The 16,853-nt window shown below is 59.4% G+C and carries 14 protein-coding genes; 6 read left to right on the top strand and 8 right to left on the bottom strand.

Annotated elements, in window-relative coordinates:
• Positions 1-1,431, bottom strand: coding sequence for a cardiolipin synthase (gene cls / locus K8I84_RS16330; RefSeq protein ID WP_223795836.1), 1,431 nt, complete (start codon positions 1,429-1,431; stop codon positions 1-3).
• A 1-nt stretch (position 1,432) separates the two neighbouring features.
• Positions 1,433-2,515, bottom strand: a complete 1,083-nt coding sequence (locus K8I84_RS16335; protein WP_223795837.1) for an AraC family transcriptional regulator — start codon at positions 2,513-2,515, stop codon at positions 1,433-1,435.
• A 394-nt stretch (positions 2,516-2,909) separates the two neighbouring features.
• On the opposite strand from K8I84_RS16335, the gene K8I84_RS16340 reads away from it, so the two are divergent.
• From K8I84_RS16340 to K8I84_RS16355, 4 genes are all read left to right on the top strand, one after another.
• Positions 2,910-3,707, top strand: a complete 798-nt coding sequence (locus K8I84_RS16340; RefSeq protein ID WP_223795838.1) for an alpha/beta fold hydrolase — start codon at positions 2,910-2,912, stop codon at positions 3,705-3,707.
• 93 nt (positions 3,708-3,800) lie between these two features.
• Complete coding sequence (locus tag K8I84_RS16345) at positions 3,801-4,886, top strand: SMP-30/gluconolactonase/LRE family protein (protein WP_223795839.1); 1,086 nt, start codon at positions 3,801-3,803, stop codon at positions 4,884-4,886.
• Positions 4,883-5,356 (top strand): acyl-CoA thioesterase, encoded by a 474-nt coding sequence (locus K8I84_RS16350; RefSeq protein ID WP_223795840.1) that lies wholly within the window; start codon positions 4,883-4,885, stop codon positions 5,354-5,356. The genes K8I84_RS16345 and K8I84_RS16350 overlap by 4 nt, the downstream gene beginning before the upstream one ends.
• 74 nt (positions 5,357-5,430) lie before the next feature.
• Positions 5,431-6,414 carry an NADP-dependent oxidoreductase gene (locus tag K8I84_RS16355; RefSeq protein ID WP_223795841.1) on the top strand — a complete coding sequence of 328 codons (984 nt, stop codon included), beginning with the start codon at positions 5,431-5,433 and terminating at the stop codon, positions 6,412-6,414.
• A 36-nt stretch (positions 6,415-6,450) separates the two neighbouring features.
• Here K8I84_RS16355 and K8I84_RS16360 read toward each other — a convergent pair whose 3' ends face one another.
• The 3 genes from K8I84_RS16360 to K8I84_RS16370 all read right to left on the bottom strand — a co-directional run bounded on the left by K8I84_RS16360 (position 6,451) and on the right by K8I84_RS16370 (position 11,196).
• Complete coding sequence (locus K8I84_RS16360; RefSeq protein WP_223795842.1) at positions 6,451-8,319, bottom strand: cation:proton antiporter; 1,869 nt, start codon at positions 8,317-8,319, stop codon at positions 6,451-6,453.
• 21 nt (positions 8,320-8,340) lie between these two features.
• Positions 8,341-9,132 (bottom strand): tRNA cyclic N6-threonylcarbamoyladenosine(37) synthase TcdA, encoded by a 792-nt coding sequence (gene tcdA / locus K8I84_RS16365; RefSeq protein ID WP_223795843.1) that lies wholly within the window; start codon positions 9,130-9,132, stop codon positions 8,341-8,343.
• 282 nt (positions 9,133-9,414) lie between these two features.
• A complete protein-coding gene (locus K8I84_RS16370; RefSeq protein WP_223795844.1) occupies positions 9,415-11,196 on the bottom strand; it encodes an acyl-CoA dehydrogenase C-terminal domain-containing protein in 1,782 nt (593 codons plus the stop codon).
• Between the two features lie 228 nt (positions 11,197-11,424).
• Between K8I84_RS16370 and K8I84_RS16375 the strand changes: the two genes are divergently transcribed.
• Positions 11,425-12,168: an SDR family NAD(P)-dependent oxidoreductase gene (locus tag K8I84_RS16375; RefSeq protein ID WP_223795845.1), complete on the top strand. Its 744-nt coding sequence runs from the start codon at positions 11,425-11,427 to the stop codon at positions 12,166-12,168.
• Between the two features lie 71 nt (positions 12,169-12,239).
• Here K8I84_RS16375 and K8I84_RS16380 read toward each other — a convergent pair whose 3' ends face one another.
• Together K8I84_RS16380 and K8I84_RS16385 are read right to left on the bottom strand one after the other, a co-directional pair.
• Positions 12,240-12,902, bottom strand: a complete 663-nt coding sequence (locus tag K8I84_RS16380) for a ChrR family anti-sigma-E factor (protein WP_223795846.1) — start codon at positions 12,900-12,902, stop codon at positions 12,240-12,242.
• The gene (locus K8I84_RS16385) at positions 12,899-13,498 is read right to left on the bottom strand and encodes a sigma-70 family RNA polymerase sigma factor (protein ID WP_223795847.1); all 600 of its coding nucleotides are present in this window, start codon (positions 13,496-13,498) and stop codon (positions 12,899-12,901) included. The genes K8I84_RS16380 and K8I84_RS16385 overlap by 4 nt, the downstream gene beginning before the upstream one ends.
• Positions 13,499-13,755: 257 nt before the next feature.
• On the opposite strand from K8I84_RS16385, the gene K8I84_RS16390 reads away from it, so the two are divergent.
• On the top strand, positions 13,756-14,817 hold the full coding sequence (locus tag K8I84_RS16390; protein WP_223795848.1) for an AraC family transcriptional regulator: 1,062 nt from the start codon (positions 13,756-13,758) through the stop codon (positions 14,815-14,817).
• Here the strand turns inward: K8I84_RS16390 and speA are convergent.
• Positions 14,802-16,712, bottom strand: coding sequence for a biosynthetic arginine decarboxylase (gene speA, locus K8I84_RS16395; protein ID WP_223795849.1), 1,911 nt, complete (start codon positions 16,710-16,712; stop codon positions 14,802-14,804). The genes K8I84_RS16390 and speA overlap by 16 nt on opposite strands.
• Positions 16,713-16,853: the final 141 nt, after the last annotated feature.

The raw sequence follows: 16,853 nt of genomic DNA on the forward strand, positions 1-16,853 counted from the left end.
TCAGAACAGTGGCCCGAGCAGCCTGACCGCCCGGCAGGTGAGCCGGAACAGAATCGAACGTTCCTTGTAGTCCTGCTCGGTCATTTGCCGGCAATTATCCAGGTCGTCTTGCAGCATGGCGGTCACCTCCTCGACAAAGTGTCGGGCGGTGGTGACCATGGAAATTTCAAAGTTGAGCCGCATGGATCGATTGTCCAGGTTGGCCGTTCCCACGGCGGCATAGCGATCGTCCACCAGCACCACCTTCTGGTGCATGAAGCCCGGTTGGTAGCGGTAGATCCTGATGCCGGTTTGTGAGGCCTGGCTCAGATAGGAGTAGGCCGCCAGGCCAATGATCCGGCTGTCGGCTTTCTCCGGAATCATGATGCGTACATCCACACCCCGTAAGGCGGCCAGTTGCAGGGCATGCATGATCTGAACATCGGGGACAAAATAGGGAGAGGAAATCCACAGGCGGTGCCGGGCGTTGTTGATGCAGTTGAGGAAAAACAACGTGCAGGTTTCCCAATCATCGGCCGGGCCGGTGGGGAGGATCAGTACCTTGTCATTACCGGGAGTGGCTTCGTGGGGATCCCAGCCCAGCGTCGGCACCTCATCGCTGGCCCAGTTCCAGTCTTCCAGCCAGGCCAGTTGCAGGCCGGTCACCGCCGGGCCTTTAATCCGGCAGTGGGTATCACGCCAGGGCTCCTGGTCCATGACAGTGCCCAGGTATTCATCACCAAGGTTGATGCCGCCGACGAAGCCCACCGTCCCGTCACAAACCAGCAGCTTCCGGTGATTCCGGAAATTGATCTGAAAACGGCGCCGGCGAACATTACCATCGCCGAATGAGGCCACGTGGGCGCCGGCTTTGCTTAGCTCTTTGAGGTAGTTTTTCGGCAGCGACACCGAGCCGATGTCGTCGTACAGAAACCAGACTTCCACACCGTCGGCCAGTTTCCGCTCAAGTATGCTTTTGATGCGCTGGCCCACTTTATCCGAGCGCACCAGGTAGAACTCCAGCAGGATATACCGGCGGGCGTTTTCCATGGCTTCAAACAGGGCGTCGAAGGTGTCGTTACCGTCGCGCAGCAGCTGGCACTGGTTGCCTTCGGTGAAGGGTTGCCGCCCCAGGCTGCACAGCACCTGGAGTTCATCGGTAAAGTGGCTGTCGGTGGCTTCGGTAATCGACGTGGTTTGCTGCTCGAAGTAGTCCAGCAGGCTGGTGAGCGATTCATCGCCCATGCGCCGGGCTTTGACGTAGCCGCCAAATCGGTTGCGTCCGATCAGCAGGAACAGGGGGACCGTCAGGTAGGGCAGGCCAAGCAGGCCGATAATCCAGGCAATGGCGCCCTGGGCGGTGCGGTAGGTCAGCAGGATGCGGTAGATGCAGGCCAGGGCTGCCAGGTAGACAGCTGCGATGGTCGTGATGACCCACCAGGAATCGACCATGTCAGCGTGAGCCCCGGTTGGAGCGGGGCCGCCCGGTGTTTGAGGCCTCTCGTGTCTGGTGACTGGCGCGATAGCTGGCGGGAGACTGGCCGGTCCAGCGTTTGAATGCCCGGCTGAAGGCGCTCAGTTCGGAAAATCCCAGCAGGAAGGCGATTTCCCCGAGGGCGTAATGATCGCCAGCCACATAACGCATGGCCTTATCCTGTCGCACCTGCTCAACCAATTCGTGAAAGCTGAGGCCTTCCCGCTTGAGCCGACGGTAAAGGGTCTGACGACTCATGTGGCACTTCTTCGCCAGGGTGTCGGCGTCGATCTTGTCGGTGGACATCTGCTTCGAGATCAGGCGGCGAATCTTACGGCCGAACGAGCGACGTGATCCCAGCCGCGCCAGCAGGCCGTTGACCTGTTTGAGGACGGCCGAATACACGTAGGGGTTGCGCCTGGGAATGGGGTGGCTCAGGTGTTCACTGCTGAACGCCAGTTGGGTCGTCGGGCAGTCGAAGCTCACCGGTCCCCCCAGCAGGGCCTCGTATTCGTCGGCGTAACTGGGCTTGGGGTGGGCCAGTTCGACCCACTGGGCAGTGATGGTCTGGTGGATGAAGTGTCGGGTACGGCACAGGGCCGAGGCCAGGGTGCGATCCATATCCTGCCGGCAGTAATGGTCTGGCCAGTCCGGTTGCCAGGTCAGGATGGCCTCGTTGCCGGTTTGCTCGAAGCTCAGGGTCACCGACTCGTTGATCAGCCGGTGCAGGCGGACATACTGGGTAACGGCTTCGCCCAGGGTATCGCAATTGAAGAAGACATGGCCGACCAGCCCCATGCGCTCGGGGTCAACCAGCTGGCCGGCGTGCAGTCCCACCCCGGGATCCCCGGTGACTTGCTCGGCGTATTCCCACAGCCGGTAGTGATCTTCGGCGGGAATGCGCAGGTCAGGGGCGGACAAGTCCTGGATAGACCGGCCAAGGATGGTCTCCACCTTTGCGGCGTCCAGAACACCCTGGCGCTCCAGGTAGTGAACCAGAGCAAGGGTGCTGGAAGCGGCAACCAGCGGTTTGTCATTGTTTTCAGCCAGGTGCGCGTTCATGGTCATGTATCCCCACGTTAACAGTCTGCCCCGCAGATTGGTACAAAATGTCAAATAGTTGGGACAGCCTGTCAACGGTTTGTCATGCCTCTAACGATAGCATTATGGGTATCAGGTTGAAGCAATGGACAAGCCGTAGCAGGAGGTCACAATGGAACAGGAAATTTTTGTACCGCACACCCAGTCAGAACGTGAAAACGTCATGGCGCTGGCCGAGTACCTGAACAGCATCTTCTACTGCTGATCGCTCGAATCAGGCACCGATCAAAAGCCGGGGACTTCCCCGGCTTTTTTGTGGGTGAAATACCACCCTGGTAGGGCTTGCCCATGGAAATGCGGATGGTAATGTATCGGCTCTCGCGCAGACCCAATCCCAACCGGAGGCCAAGCCCTGATGACTGTCGATCTGAACCACCGAATCACTGGCGAAGGCAAGCCGCTGATCCTGATGCATGGCCTGTTTGGGTCGTTGGAGAATCTGGGAGGGATTGTCCGCCGGCTTCAGGACGAATGGCGCATTCACGCTCTGGACCTGCGCAATCATGGCGCCTCTCCCCATTCGGACAGCATGGACTACCCATCCATGGCCCGTGATGTTCTCGCGTACATGGACAGCCAGGGACTGGACAAGGTCTCGCTGCTCGGTCACTCCATGGGGGGCAAGGTGGCAATGCAAATTGCATTGATGGCGCCGGATCGGGTGGAGCAGGTGGTTGTCGCCGATATTGCGCCGGTGGATTACCATCCCCGCCACGATGCTGTACTGGAAGGTCTGGGCAGTATCGACCCGGCAGCGGTTCGTTCCCGCCAGGACGCCGATCAGACGTTGTCGGCTCATGTAGCGGAAGCTCCGACCCGCCAGTTCCTGCTCAAGAACCTGGAGCGGGTACCCCGTGAAGAACAGTCTGAAGGGGGGGCTATGTTCCGTTGGCGCCTGAACCTGCCGGTGATTCAAGCCAGTTACGATAACCTCACCAGGGCGCCGGAAGGCGAAGGCCCCTATACCGGGCCGGTTCTGTTTATCAAAGGGGAGAACTCCGCCTACATCCAGGAGAAACACCGGAATGAGATACAGCGCCTGTTTCCTTCCGCCGAACTCCGCATTATCAAAGACACCGGCCACTGGCTGCACGCGGAGAAAGCCGATACCTTTGCTGCCCTGAGCCGGCGTTTCCTGGCCAAAAATGCTTGATAAATCATAGCCTGCGAGTTCAGGGCGTGAGTTCAGTCTGCTAAAGTACAGGGACAAACAGCAGGGAATGAACAACTCAGGCGGGGATGGTCTATGAGATGGCTGATGATCGGGTGCTTGGTATTGTTTGCGGTGCTGGGGGGTTTCCTCCTGGCTCCGTCTCCGATTGATAGCCGGGCCTGGGCCCCCCCGTCACCGCCACCGCTGACCGGCCCCCTCACACCCAACGAGCGGCTCAGGCTGGCGGACCTCCTGGCCCGTGGCAAGGTCTATGGGCCCGAAGATACCGCCGTCAACGAGGAAGGCGTACTGCATGCCGGCACTCAGGATGGGCGCATTATCCGCCTGTTTCCCGATGGCCGGATTGAAACCTGGCTGAAAACCGAAGGCCGACCATTAGGTATGGTGTTCGACCAGAATGGTGATTTGATTGTTGCCGATGCCTGGAAAGGACTGCTTTCGGTAACGCCAGAGGGTGAGATCACAGTGCTCACTCGCGAAGCCGAAGGGACCCCTTTCCGGTTTACCGATGACGTGGATATCGCTCCCGACGGTCGCATCTACTTCAGTGATGCCAGTTCCCGGTTCCAGCAGCCGGATTATCGGCTGGATCTGCTGGAAATGCGCCCCTGGGGTCGACTCCTCCGTTACACCCCCCGCACCGGCAAGACGGAGGTGCTTTTGGGCAACCTGCACTTCGCCAATGGCGTAGCCGTATCCCCGGACGGCGACTTCGTGCTGGTAAACGAAACCTGGAAATACCGCATTCTGAGGTACTGGATTACCGGGCCCAAGGCCGGTCAGGCTGAGGTCTTCGCCGATAATCTGCCGGGCTTTCCGGATAACCTTGCCGTCGATTCCGAAGGGCGTTACTGGGTGGCGTTCCCCACGCTTCGTAATTCCCAGGTCGATGCCTTGCATCGCACTCCGTGGCTCAAGGATCTGGTCGCCAAGTTGCCGGACAGCCTCAAGCCCAAGCCCCAGGAGTACGGACTGGTGGTGGCGTTCGACCGGGATGGGAATATGATCACCAGTCTGCATGACACACGGGGTACTCACTTGCAGGAGATCACCTCGGTCAACCCGCACGAGGGGTATCTGTACTTCGGATCGTTGCACAATGATCGGATTGGCCGGCTGCCCTTACACGCCATACCTGGACTTGGAGACGACGCATGACGGCTGACGCGCCGATCAACTGGGATCTTGCTGATCCGTTCACTATGGATATCACGGTTACCGATCAGGATACAGATCGCTTGGGGCACGCCAATAATGTGGTGTACGTTCGCTGGCTGGAGGAAATCAGCTGGGCCCACATCGAGAGTCTTGGCATGACCTGGGAGGTACACGAAAGTACCGGGCGAGCCATGGCCATTACCCGCACCGAGATCGACTACCTGGCCTCCGCCAATGCCGGCGATCACCTGATCCTGGGCACCTGGATCACCGGCTTTGATGGTCGCTTCCGTTCAGAACGCCGGTTCCAGCTGGTGCGCCCGGCCGATGGCAAAACGCTGGTCCGGGCCACCTCCACCCACGCCTGTGTGAACCTGAAAACCCAACGGCCTGCCCGGGCACCCGATGCCTTTCGTGACATTCTTGCCTCGGCGGTTGTGGCGGGTGGCCAGGGGCTTCGCGTCGATTAACGCCTCCTTGGCAAGATCTTCTGCTAGTCTGAACAGAGTTTTGTTTCCGTCACCCGAGAAGTCCGGAGAACTCCATGGCGAATTCCACTGATACCCTCCCAGAATCCACCATGCGCCACGTCATTTATGACCGGTTCGGCGAGCGGGATGTCCTGCAGGTGGTAGAGTCCGAGATTCCCCAGCCCGATGCCGGACAGGTTCTGGTTCGCGTTCATGGCGCCGGCCTGAACCCGATCGACTGGAAAACCCGCAAGGGACTGGGCTTTGCGGCACGCCAGATCGAGAATTCGCTGCCGTGGACGCCCGGATACGATATGGCGGGCGAAGTCATCGCGATCGGAGAAGGGGTGACCACCCTGGTTCCCGGTGACCGGGTTATGGGCATGATCGGCTTTCCCGGTGTCGGTGGCGCCTACGCTCAGTATGCACTGGCCCAGGCGGATGAACTGGCCATCGTGCCGGAGGAGCTGGACCTGATGACAGCCGGCGCACTGCCGCTGGCGGCCCTGACTGCCTGGCAGGCGCTGTTCGAGGTGGCCAAGCTGGAGTCTGGCCAGAAGATTCTGATCCACGCCGGGGCGGGCGGTGTCGGTCATTTTGCCGTTCAGTTTGCCCTTGAGCGCGGCGCACACGTGATTGCCACGGCATCGGCCAGTAACCGGGATTTCCTGGCGGAACTGGGTGTCCACGAGGTCATCGACTATCACACCACGGATGTCGCCGAGGAGTGCTACGGGCTGGACGTGGTGCTGGACCTGGTGGGTGGCGAAGCCGGCAAGCGCTCACTGCACACGCTGGGTGAACAGGGTGTACTGGTGACCATTCCCACGGTCACCGCTGACGAGATCGTCAGTGCCGCGGAAGACATGGGGCTGCGAGCCCACGGCATGACCGTACGGCCAGATGCCTTTCATCTGGATGAAATCGCCGAACTGATCGAAGACGGCGACGTCCGCGTGCACATCGACGAGTCATTCTCGGTGGATCGTGTGGTGGATGCCCATGAAAAGCTGGAAGGTGGTCATGTGCGCGGCAAGCTGGTGCTGGACTGTCGCTAACCTCGGTCCAGCACTGAATATTACCTCTTGAACCGCTTAGTTTCCGGGTTCCCCGTCCGGCCCGGAGGTCTGGCGGTCCCCGTTTGAAGTTTCTTTGGTCTTTCGTTCCTTCGGCGCCTGGGCTGGCACCAGGCTGATCAGCATCCAGCCTTCTTCAGGCTTGAAGGAGTCCATGCTGATCACCGGCTGTACCCGGCCCTTCTGATCGAACACGAACATGACAATCGCCTGGCCTTCGTACTTGGTCAGGAAACCCTGGTAACTGAATTCTTCGCTCAGTTGAGTGGTTTTGACCGCGTAGCCCTGGCTGGCCAGGCTGGCCAGCTTGGCGTAACTGACGCCGCCAAACAGACCCCGTGTCATCTGGATTTTCTCAGCGGTCTGGTGCCGGGCTTTCTGATCCTGGTCGCCTTCTGCCAGGCTGAAAACATGCCCGTTGCCGAACCAGTCCAGGAAGTGGTAGGTGGCCAGGGAGTTCATGTGCTTGTAGGGCGAAACCACCAGCAGGTTGCCAACGCCGGTCAGGTCGAGGTGGGTGGAGGCATGCTCGGATATGGGATTGCCAAAGTAGGTGCGCAAACCGGCCATCCGGGCCTGACGAACGTTTTCCCAGTTGGTGTCGCACAGGGTGACGGGCACTTCCTGTTTATGCAGCGCCTGGCCAATCATGCGTGCCACCGGGTTGGCGCCCAGGATCAGAAAGCCGTATTCCGGAGGTGAAGCCACGTCGAGCAACTTGGCTAACGGTCGGGCGGTCAGGCTCTGCAAAGTGACGGTGGTAATGATGAGGACGAACACCAGCGGCACCAGGGCCTCGGCCCCTTCGTATCCGAGGTTTTCCAGCTGGAAGGCGAACAGCGCAGACACAGCCGCGGCCACTATGCCCCGCGGCGCGATCCAGCTCAGGAAGAGCTTTTCCCGCCAGTTCAGTTTGGTGCCAATGGCGGACAGCTGGATGCTCAGTGGGCGTGCCACGAGAATCAGGATCGCCAGCACCAGAACCAGTTCCCAGCCCAGGGCCGCGATGGCGCTGAACTCCACGCGGGCCGCAAGAATGATGAACAGGCCGGAAATCAGCAGAACACTGAGGGATTCCTTGAATTCCAGAATGCTCTCGATGGGCACCTGCTTCATGTTCGCCATCCAGATACCCATGATGGTCACCGTCAGCAGACCCGATTCGTGGGCCATTTCGTTGGAAACCGCGTAGACCCCAAGCATGAACGTGAGTGTGCCGGCGTTGTGCAGGTACTGTGGGACCAGATGCTTGCGCAGGACGAGGCCGTTCAGGTAACCCGCCACCGCGCCAATCAGCAGGCCAACGGCAATGGTCTTGCCGAAAATGTACAGGGAATGACTGAACACATCCCCCTGACCCCAGGATACGATGGCCTCGAACACGAGGACGGCCAGCAGGGCGCCCACCGGGTCGATGATGATGCCCTCCCAGCGCAGGATGTTGGCCAGTTTGGCATCCGGCCGAACTGATCTCAGCAGTGGGGCTATGACGGTAGGTCCGGTGACCACTGATATGGCGCCGAACAGCAGCGCCACAGCCCAGGACACATCCAGTAACCAACGGGCTGACAGGGTGCCGATAAGGCAGGTCACGATCGTGCCGATAGGCACCAGGTTACGCACCATCTTGCCGTGGCCGCGGATTTCCTCGAAGCGCAGTGTCAGACTGCCTTCAAACAGGATGATGGCCACTGCCAGGGAAATAACCGGGAACAGGAGCTCGCCGAACACCGCCTCCGGCGCTAGGAATCCAAGCAACGGGCCTGCTGCCACGCCGCCGGCCAGTAGAAAGAGGATGGCCGGCATACGAACCCGCCATGCCAGCCACTGACAGAAGAGTGAAAGAATGCCAATGCTGGCAAGGAGCATCACGGTGCTGACGGGCATATTCAGGTCAAGTCCTTTGGGTTATTGGTTGGCTCGTCGCGCAATACGATTGAGTAACCGTGAGGCGGCAAAGAAACCAAAGCTGGCGGTAACCGGGCTGGCGGCACCAAACCCCGACGCACAATCCAGTCGCACCGGGCCTGAGGAATCCGGCTTCTGCAGGCACACCTCGCCGTCTCCGGCAGGATACGTCAGCTGCTCCAACGAGTATACGGCCTCGATACCGAAGCGTCGCTTCGGATTGCGGGAAAAACCGTACTCCCGCCGCAGCATGTTGCGCACCTTGGCCAGCAGGGGGTCCTGGGTGGTCTTGCTCAGGTCCGCCACCTGAATCTGGGTCGGATCCATCTGGCCGCCGGCGCCACCGGCGCAGACGATGGGAATTTTCCGGCGCTGGCAGTGGGCGATCAGGGCGGCCTTGGCTTTGACGCTGTCGATTGCATCCACCACACCCGTCATCTCGGGCGTGATCAGTTCAGCGACATTTTTTGTAGTCAGAAAGCCAAAGTGAACGTTGATGGTGGCGTGGGGGTTGATGGCCTGCAGGCGCTCCGCCATAGCATCGGTCTTGGTTCGACCGTATTGCTGCTCCAGGGCATGAAGCTGGCGATTGGTGTTAGACACACAGATGTCGTCCATGTCGATCAAGGTGAGCTTGCCCACGCCGCTCCGGGCCAGGGATTCTGCTGCCCAGGAGCCCACGCCGCCCAAGCCGACAATGGCAATGTGGGCGTTGCGAAAGGCATTCAGGGCGCGGCGGCCATACAGGCGCTCAATGCCGCCAAAGCGGAAAGCGTAATCGTCGGCGTTCATCAGGTCTCCGGTAGTATCGGTCCGGTGCGCGGTTGTGTCGGTGAAAAGAGGGCAATTGTAACCCACGCCCGCGGGGGACAGTAAAACAGGCAAAAAAAAGCCACGACAGGGCGTGGCGGAGAAGGAGAGGCCCAGTCCGATACGGGCCTGAGCTGGACTAGTTCAGAGACACTAATCAACGGGATCTATTATTTCGCGCCGGCGCCGGCCTCTGAAGGTCACAAATAGCCATTCATCGGTCATTTCCGGTCACGGCTTGTTGCCGTGACCGGAAAGGGATCCTCAGGCAAACCAGTGGTCGTCCTCAAAGGCCATCATGCTGTCCTTGCCACTGCGGATGTCGGTCAGCAGCCAGTGAATTTCCGGCAGCAGTTTTTCGAAGTAGAAACGGGCCGAGACCAGTTTGCTTTCCAGCAAGGCCGGATTGTTCCCCTCGGTTTGGTTGTCCAATTGCGCTTTGGCTTCTGACGCCATGCGGGACCACAGGTAGCCAATTACCGTCAGAGCCATCAGTCGCAGGTAGGGCGTAGCGGCAGCACCGGCTTGTTCCGGGTCCGATGGCGCATTCTGCGCCAGCCAGCCGGTGGCTTCTTCCAGGGTGCGGATGGCTTCCTTGAGCTGATCCCGGTGAGGCGCCTCCGGATTATCTTTCAGGTAGCCGGCGAGGGTGCCAAACAGGGTGCGTACCAGCCGGCCGCCTTTCAGCCCCAGCTTTCTGCCCACCAGATCCATCGCCTGAATACCGTTGGTGCCCTCGTAAATCCGCGCGATGCGTCCGTCACGAACCAGCTGCTCCAGCGGCCAGTCGGTCGTGAAGCCGGAACCACCCAGCACCTGCAGGCCTGTATTGGCGTTGTTGAATCCTTCGTCGGTCAGGAACGCTTTTACGACCGGAGTCAGGATCTGGACAAGATCATCGGCAGCCTCACGGGAATCCTCGTCCGGATGGGCGACCGACAGGTCCAGCTGGTGGCCAGTAAACAGGGCCAGCGCGCGCATGCCCTCGTTCAGGACCTTCTGGCGCATCAGCATCCGCCGCACGTCCGGGTGGACAATGATGGGGTCGGCGGGGCCTTCGGGGTTTTTCGGGCCACTCAGGGAGCGGCTCTGCAGGCGTTCACGGGCGAAGCCGAGACTTTCCTGATAGGCCATCTCAGCGAGGCCGAGACCCTGCATGCCTACCATCAGGCGGGCCTCGTTCATCATGGTGAACATAGCGCGCATGCCGTCGTTGGGCTCGCCCACCAGCCAGCCTTTCGCGCCTTCGAAATTCATCACACAGGTAGCCGATCCCTTGATGCCCATCTTGTGCTCAAGCCCACCGCAGAACGCCGGGTTACGCTCACCGGAGTCCGGCAGGAACTTGGGGACGACGAACAGGGAGATGCCCTTGGTGGTGTCCGGTGCGCCCGGCAACTTGGCCAGAACCAGATGCACAATGTTGTCCACCAGATCATGTTCGCCACCGGTAATCCAGATTTTCGTCCCTTCGATGGCGTAGCTTCCGTCGTCGTTGGGTTTTGCCCGGGTACGGATCAACCCCAGATCGGTACCGCAGTGGGGTTCGGTCAGGCACATGGTGCCGGTCCACTGGCCGGAAATGAGCTTCTCCAGATAAGTCTGCTTGAGCTCCTCCGAACCGTGGGCATAAAGAGCACTAATCGCTCCGTGGGTCAGGCCCGGATACATGCCAAGGGAAAGGTTGGTGGAGCACACCATTTCGTCCACCACGAACTTCAGCGTGTGGGGCAGGCCCTGGCCGCCAAACTCCAGCGGCGCGTCCAGTGCGGTCCAGCCGCCTTCGACAAAGGTTTTGTAGGCCGATTTGAACGCGTCTGGCGTGGTCACTGAGCGGGTTTGCGGATCGTATTGGCAGCCTTCACGGTCGCCTACCTGGTTGGTGGGCTGTATGACTTCCGCCGCCAGTTTTCCGGCCTCGTCGATGACCGCTGAAATGAGATCAGGGGTTGCATCGGCGTATTTCTCCAGTTCGTGGAGTTTGTCCACGCCCAGAACATCAAACAACAAAAACCGGAGGTCGTTCGCCGGAGCCTGATATTGCATGCCTTGCTCTCCTTACCATACCTGTTTTTTTAAAGCGTTCGGGATCAACTCCCGGGGTTGTCAGGAATTTAAACTACCATTTCATACGGCCGTTTTAATTCTGTGGTTCACCGCGCTTGGCGGTCTGTGGACGAAAGTTGTCGTATCACCTTGGAGCGATGGGCGTTTACCCACGGGCGTTCTTCTCTGAGCCCCGTGGCAGAACGGGCGACAGAAGCGGGGGAGGCTATGAATCGTATCGTGATTGCGGGAGTATCCGGGGCCATTGGTGGGGCAATGGCTGAAGCCATACTGGATCAGAGTCCGGACAGTCGCGTGGTGGGGCTATGCCGGAATCCGGACCGGGCAGCCGAGAGGCTGCAGGCTTCCGGAAAAGTCAGGCTGCTGGCTTGGAATGCCGAAGAGGAAGAGGTGCCTGCGGATGTGTTGAGCGAACTGGAAGCGGTCATGCCCGCGAAAGAGGGTATTGATACGTTGATCTACGCGGCGGGGTTGCTTCACTCGGAGGACTTGTTTCCCGAGAAGCGCCTGGAGGACGTGTCCGCATCGGCCATGGCCCGAGCCTTTGCCGTGAACGCCACCGGCTTTGCGGTCCTCGCGCAGGCGCTTCTGCCCTGGTTGCAGCATCGGGAGTTCAAACGGATTGCGGCAATATCGGCCAAAGTGGGTTCGATTTCCGATAATCGGCTGGGGGGCTGGTATGCCTACCGGAGCTCAAAAGCCGCGCTGAATATGCTGGTTCGAACCTTGTCGGTGGAACTGCCCCGTCGGTGTAAACCGGTGGCCTGTGTTGCGCTTCATCCCGGCACCACCGAGTCTGCCCTCAGTGCGCCGTTCCGGCAGTCGCTCGCCCAGCTACAGGTCCACAAACCCGGGGAAACCGCCAGCAACCTGCTCAGGGTGATCCGCAACGTGACCGCTGAGGATAATGGTCGTTTCCTGAGCTGGGATGGGACCGAGCTTCCCTGGTAAGGGATACAGCTCAAAAAAGGGGCACCGTTGTGGCGCCCCTTTTTTAATTGCTGACTTTAATGGCCACGTGCCTACCGGATGAATGGATTGAGCATGCGGGCAAAGGTGCCCGTCAGCTTCACCGGTCCACTGAGGACGGACAGCGTGATGCAATCTTCGCAACCCACAGCCACGGGTTTGTGCTCGTGTTCTTCGTTCAGTACGACATAGTCCCACTGGTTGAACACCCCGTTCTGGTCGGCGAACGCACCCTGCAACACGATGGTTGTCTCTTCGCCGCGATGGGTGTGTGCGGGCGCCTTGCCACCTGCGGCAAGCTTCTGCAACACGACTTGCTGGCGCTGGCCCGGGAACCGATCGGAGATGTCGAGTACGCTGACGTCCCCTAGTTGGCGCTTCCAGGGAAGCTGGTTGATGTCTTCACCCAGCAATTTTTGCAGGGCGCTTTGCTTGGGCGTGATTTTCGGAGCCACACCTACGTTTCCGTCCGGCGAGTCCGCTTCCGTGTCATCACCGTCAATGCGCGCCAGAATGGCACTGAACATGTCCTCCTTGATGGCCACTTTGGGCTGCTGCTCCATCATGACGGCGCCGAGACTTTCCAGCATGTCGACCCGGCCCCGGCACTCAGGACACTCGTCCAGGTGCAGACGGATGCACAGCGCCAGAGGCTCACTCAAGTTGCCCGCGCTGTAATCCATCAAACTCAAGCTGTCGGGATGATGCCGTGTCATACGTTCTGGTCCTGCAATATTACTTTTAACTTGTTCAACGCCAGGCGGACCCGGCTTTTTACCGTGCCAAGGGGAATGTTGAGCTCGTCCGCGACCACCTGGTGAGACTTGTGCTCCATATACACCTTGGCAATAACGGTAATCTGTTCTTCCGGCAGATGGCTCAGGGATTCGCGGATACGTCGCTCTGACATCAGGCGATGCAGGGAGGTCACCGGTTCATCCTCGTTTTCGCCTGGGATCTGCCACAAATCCTCAGTTTCCATCGCCATTTCTGCACTCGTCCGCTGCATTTTTCGCAGCATATCGATCCGCTGGTTCCGAGCAATGGTGAAAATCCATGTGGAAGCCGCTGCTTTCCGCCAATCGTACAGCGTCGCACGACGCCAGATAGACACGAACACCTCCTGCACCAGCTCCTCCGCGTGGCTGGCGAGTCCGTTCGCAATGGCGTAATACTTGATCTGTGGGCCAAAGTGTTCGAAAAGCTTGTGGTACGCCTCCCGATCCTGACTGCTACCCACTTTTTGCAACAACTGGCTCCAGGGATCTTTGCGCCCCTCAGAGCCAGATGGCGATTGCTCCAGTGTACTCACTGGACGCTCCTTGACTGATGCATGGTTAACTACTGTTCTGGTCATTCTATGCACTCGTCCCGTATTTGTCAGTGTCTGGATTTACGGTGAGCGAGTGTTGCCAGATCATAAATTGCCAGAAAAAGAGCGATAGATAGGATGTCGGTAACAGCCGAGTGACAAAAGTGCCCGAGCCCCTGTGTCGGTCCGGAGAATGCCGAAGCTCCTTACTGGCATTAGGCTAGAAAAACAACAATAAGCAGAGAGGCTTTCGTGTTATGAGCGCCCCGATCACGTCCGCCAGTCAACCATTCATTCACGCCCACTACGCCGACATTCTCTGCCAGCTGGCCGAGGACAAGGGTGTCTCCCGTCAGACACTACTGACGGGGTCCGGCATTCGCCCTGCCATGCTTGAACATCCCGACAATCTGATTTCCGCGCCGAAGTTCATCACTTTGTGTCGTGAAAGCCTGGCTCATAGCGGAGATCCTGCGTTGGGACTGGAACTTGGCCTGCGACTGAAATTCACCACCCACGGCCCGCTTTCCCAGGCCGCGGTCAGTTCGGAGAATCTGAAGCAGGCGATTGCCGTGCTCATCAAATATTGTCGCATCCGGTTCGTCTATATGGCGCTTTCGTTTTTTACCGACGGTGAGGAGGCGGTACTGCAACTGGACGTGATGCATGAGGTGGATGATCTGCACCGATTCAGCGTGGATGTCCTGATGGCATCGCTGATGGACGTGAACCAACTGCTGTTCGGCAACCAGCTGACCCGGGGTGGCCGTTGCCAGTTTGCGTTTCCGGAGCCTGAGGATGTGGCACCCTATCGGGCCCTATTTGGTGAGCGGGTGAGGTTTGGCTGTGAGACTAACCAGCTGCGCTTCCAGCGAGAGTTTCTTGATCTGCCCCTGGTGCTGTCGAATCCGGTCACCAGACGGGTTGCCGAAGCCCAGTGCGAAGAGCAGATGCGCACCATGGAGGCAGCGGCGTCAGCGGCCGAGCGCGTCGAACGGCTGCTGGCCTCAACGCGGGAGGGCCGGTTGCCGGGACTGGAACAGGTGGCAGAGCAATTAATGGTTTCGCCCCGAACGCTTCGCCGGCAGCTCGCTGAGGAAGGGCTCAAATTCAAGCAGTTGCAGGATCGAATTCGTCACAAACGTTCGCTGGTACTGCTTCGCCGACCGGAACTCACCCTCGATACTGTGGCTGACGCGCTCGGGTACAGCGACCCGTCCAATTTCGCCCGTGCGTTTCGCAAATGGGAAGGGATGGCGCCCAGCGTCTGGCGCCAGGCCAGCCTCAAATTCCAGGGCGAAGGTCAGTCTTCCAGATAGGTGTAGCCGTCCAGACCAGCTTCCAGCTCGGCCATGAGCGAGGCGCGGCGATCTTCGGGAAGATCCGAGTTGGCCAGTTTGCACTGGTAGGCTTCCAGCAGGCTGTCCGGTTCGAAATTCACGTAACGCAGGACGCTGGCGACGGTATCGCCGATCATCGGCGTACTGGCCTTGAATTCGCCCTGATCGTTGAGCCGGACATCCACCGAGTGGGTGTCGCCGAAGAGGTTGTGCATGTCACCAAGGATTTCCTGGTACGCACCGGTCATGAAAAAACCCATCAGCAGGGGTTCATCGGCGCTGTCTTCCGGCAATGGCAGAGTGGTTTCAATACCCTGGCCATCTACGTACAGGTCAATCCGGCCATCGGAATCACAGGTAATGTCCTGAATCACGGCCCGGCGGTCGAGCGGCCGGTTCAGGCCGTTGATGGGCATGACCGGGAATATCTGGTCAATGCCCCAGACATCCGGCAGTGACTGGAACAGCGAGAAATTGACGAACAACTTCTCGGCCAGTTTTTCATTCAGTTCGTCGATGATTTCCCGGTGGGCCCTGCTGGAACTATCCAGTTGCTCCCGCAACAGCTTGCAGCAACGGATGTAGAGCTTCTCCGCATCGGCACGGTCCTGCAGCGACAGAACACCGTGGGCAAACTGGGCGTTTACATCGGCAGTGGCGTGCAGAACATCGTGGTAGATTTCCGGCAGTGAGCGAGATGACTCGGCTTCCTCAAGGCTTTGCAGGTCCCGCCACAAATCCTGCAGCGGGGTGGGCGCCTCCGCTCGCGGTTCTGACAGGGACTGGCTTTCCGTGGTCTCCCTGTCTATCACGTTGGTGACCAGCACCGAATGATGGGCCGTCAGGGCGCGTCCGGATTCGCTGATCAGGTCAGGGTGCGGCAGGTTGTGCCGTTCGCACTCCGCCTGCAGTGTGCGAATAACGTTGGCGGCGTATTCGTGCAGGCTGTAGTTCATCGAGCAGCTGCTGCGGGAGCGGGTGCCTTCGTAGTCCACGCCCAGCCCGCCGCCGATGTCGACGGTGTTGATGGGAACGCCCAATTGGCGAAGTTCGCTGTAGAACCGCGCACATTCCCGCAGTCCGGTCTGTATATCGCGGATGTTGGCGATCTGGGAACCCAGGTGGAAATGCAGCAGTTGCAGGGTATCCAGTGCATTCGCGTCCCTGAGAGTGCGAACCACGTCCAGCACCTGGTGTGCTGACAGGCCAAACTTGGACTTTTCACCACCGGTGTTTTGCCAGTTGCCCTTGCCGATGGTGGATAACCGGGCCCGGATGCCGATTAGCGGAGACACTCCGAGGCTTTTGGCCTCGCTCAGGATCAGCGGCAGTTCGGAGCGTTTTTCCACCACAATAAAGACCCGGTGTCCCAGCGTCTGGCCAATCAGAGCGAGCCGAATGTACTCACGGTCTTTGTACCCATTACAGACGATCACCGAGCCGGACTGGGGAGCCATGGCCAGCACGGCCATGAGTTCCGGTTTGCTACCGGCCTCCAGGCCGATCTGGCCTTTGCTGGCGGCTGGCTCCGCCGATACCAGTTCTTCGACTACGCGGCGTTGCTGGTTGACTTTGATCGGGTAGACCGCGGTATAGCGTCCCTGGTATTGCTGGGCCTCCGCCACCGAATTGAAGGCATCGCACAATGCATTCACCCGGTCATGCAGGATATCCGAGAAGCGAATCAGGACAGGCAGCGCAACGCCCGATGCAACCAGTGAATGCGCCAGTTCCGGCAGATTGATGGCAGGGGCATCCTGGCTTCGATTAGGACGGATCAGTACCTCGCCGGAGGCATTCACATCGATGTATCCATCACTCCAGTGGCCGATGTTGTAGACCTTGTGGGCCGGAGTACGACTGGTGTCGCTCATGCTTGTCATCCTGTCAGGAAACCGGGGACGCTGGTACGTGGCGTGCCTGCTTATGGTCCGCATTGTAGGGCTTCACCCCTGTTGCTAAAAGCACCTGGGCTACAAAAAATCTACCCGTGGCGGGGCATTATCGCTTTAGCT

Source organism: Marinobacter sp. F4216 (genome assembly GCF_019931195.1).
Classification (GTDB): domain Bacteria; phylum Pseudomonadota; class Gammaproteobacteria; order Pseudomonadales; family Oleiphilaceae; genus Marinobacter; species Marinobacter suaedae.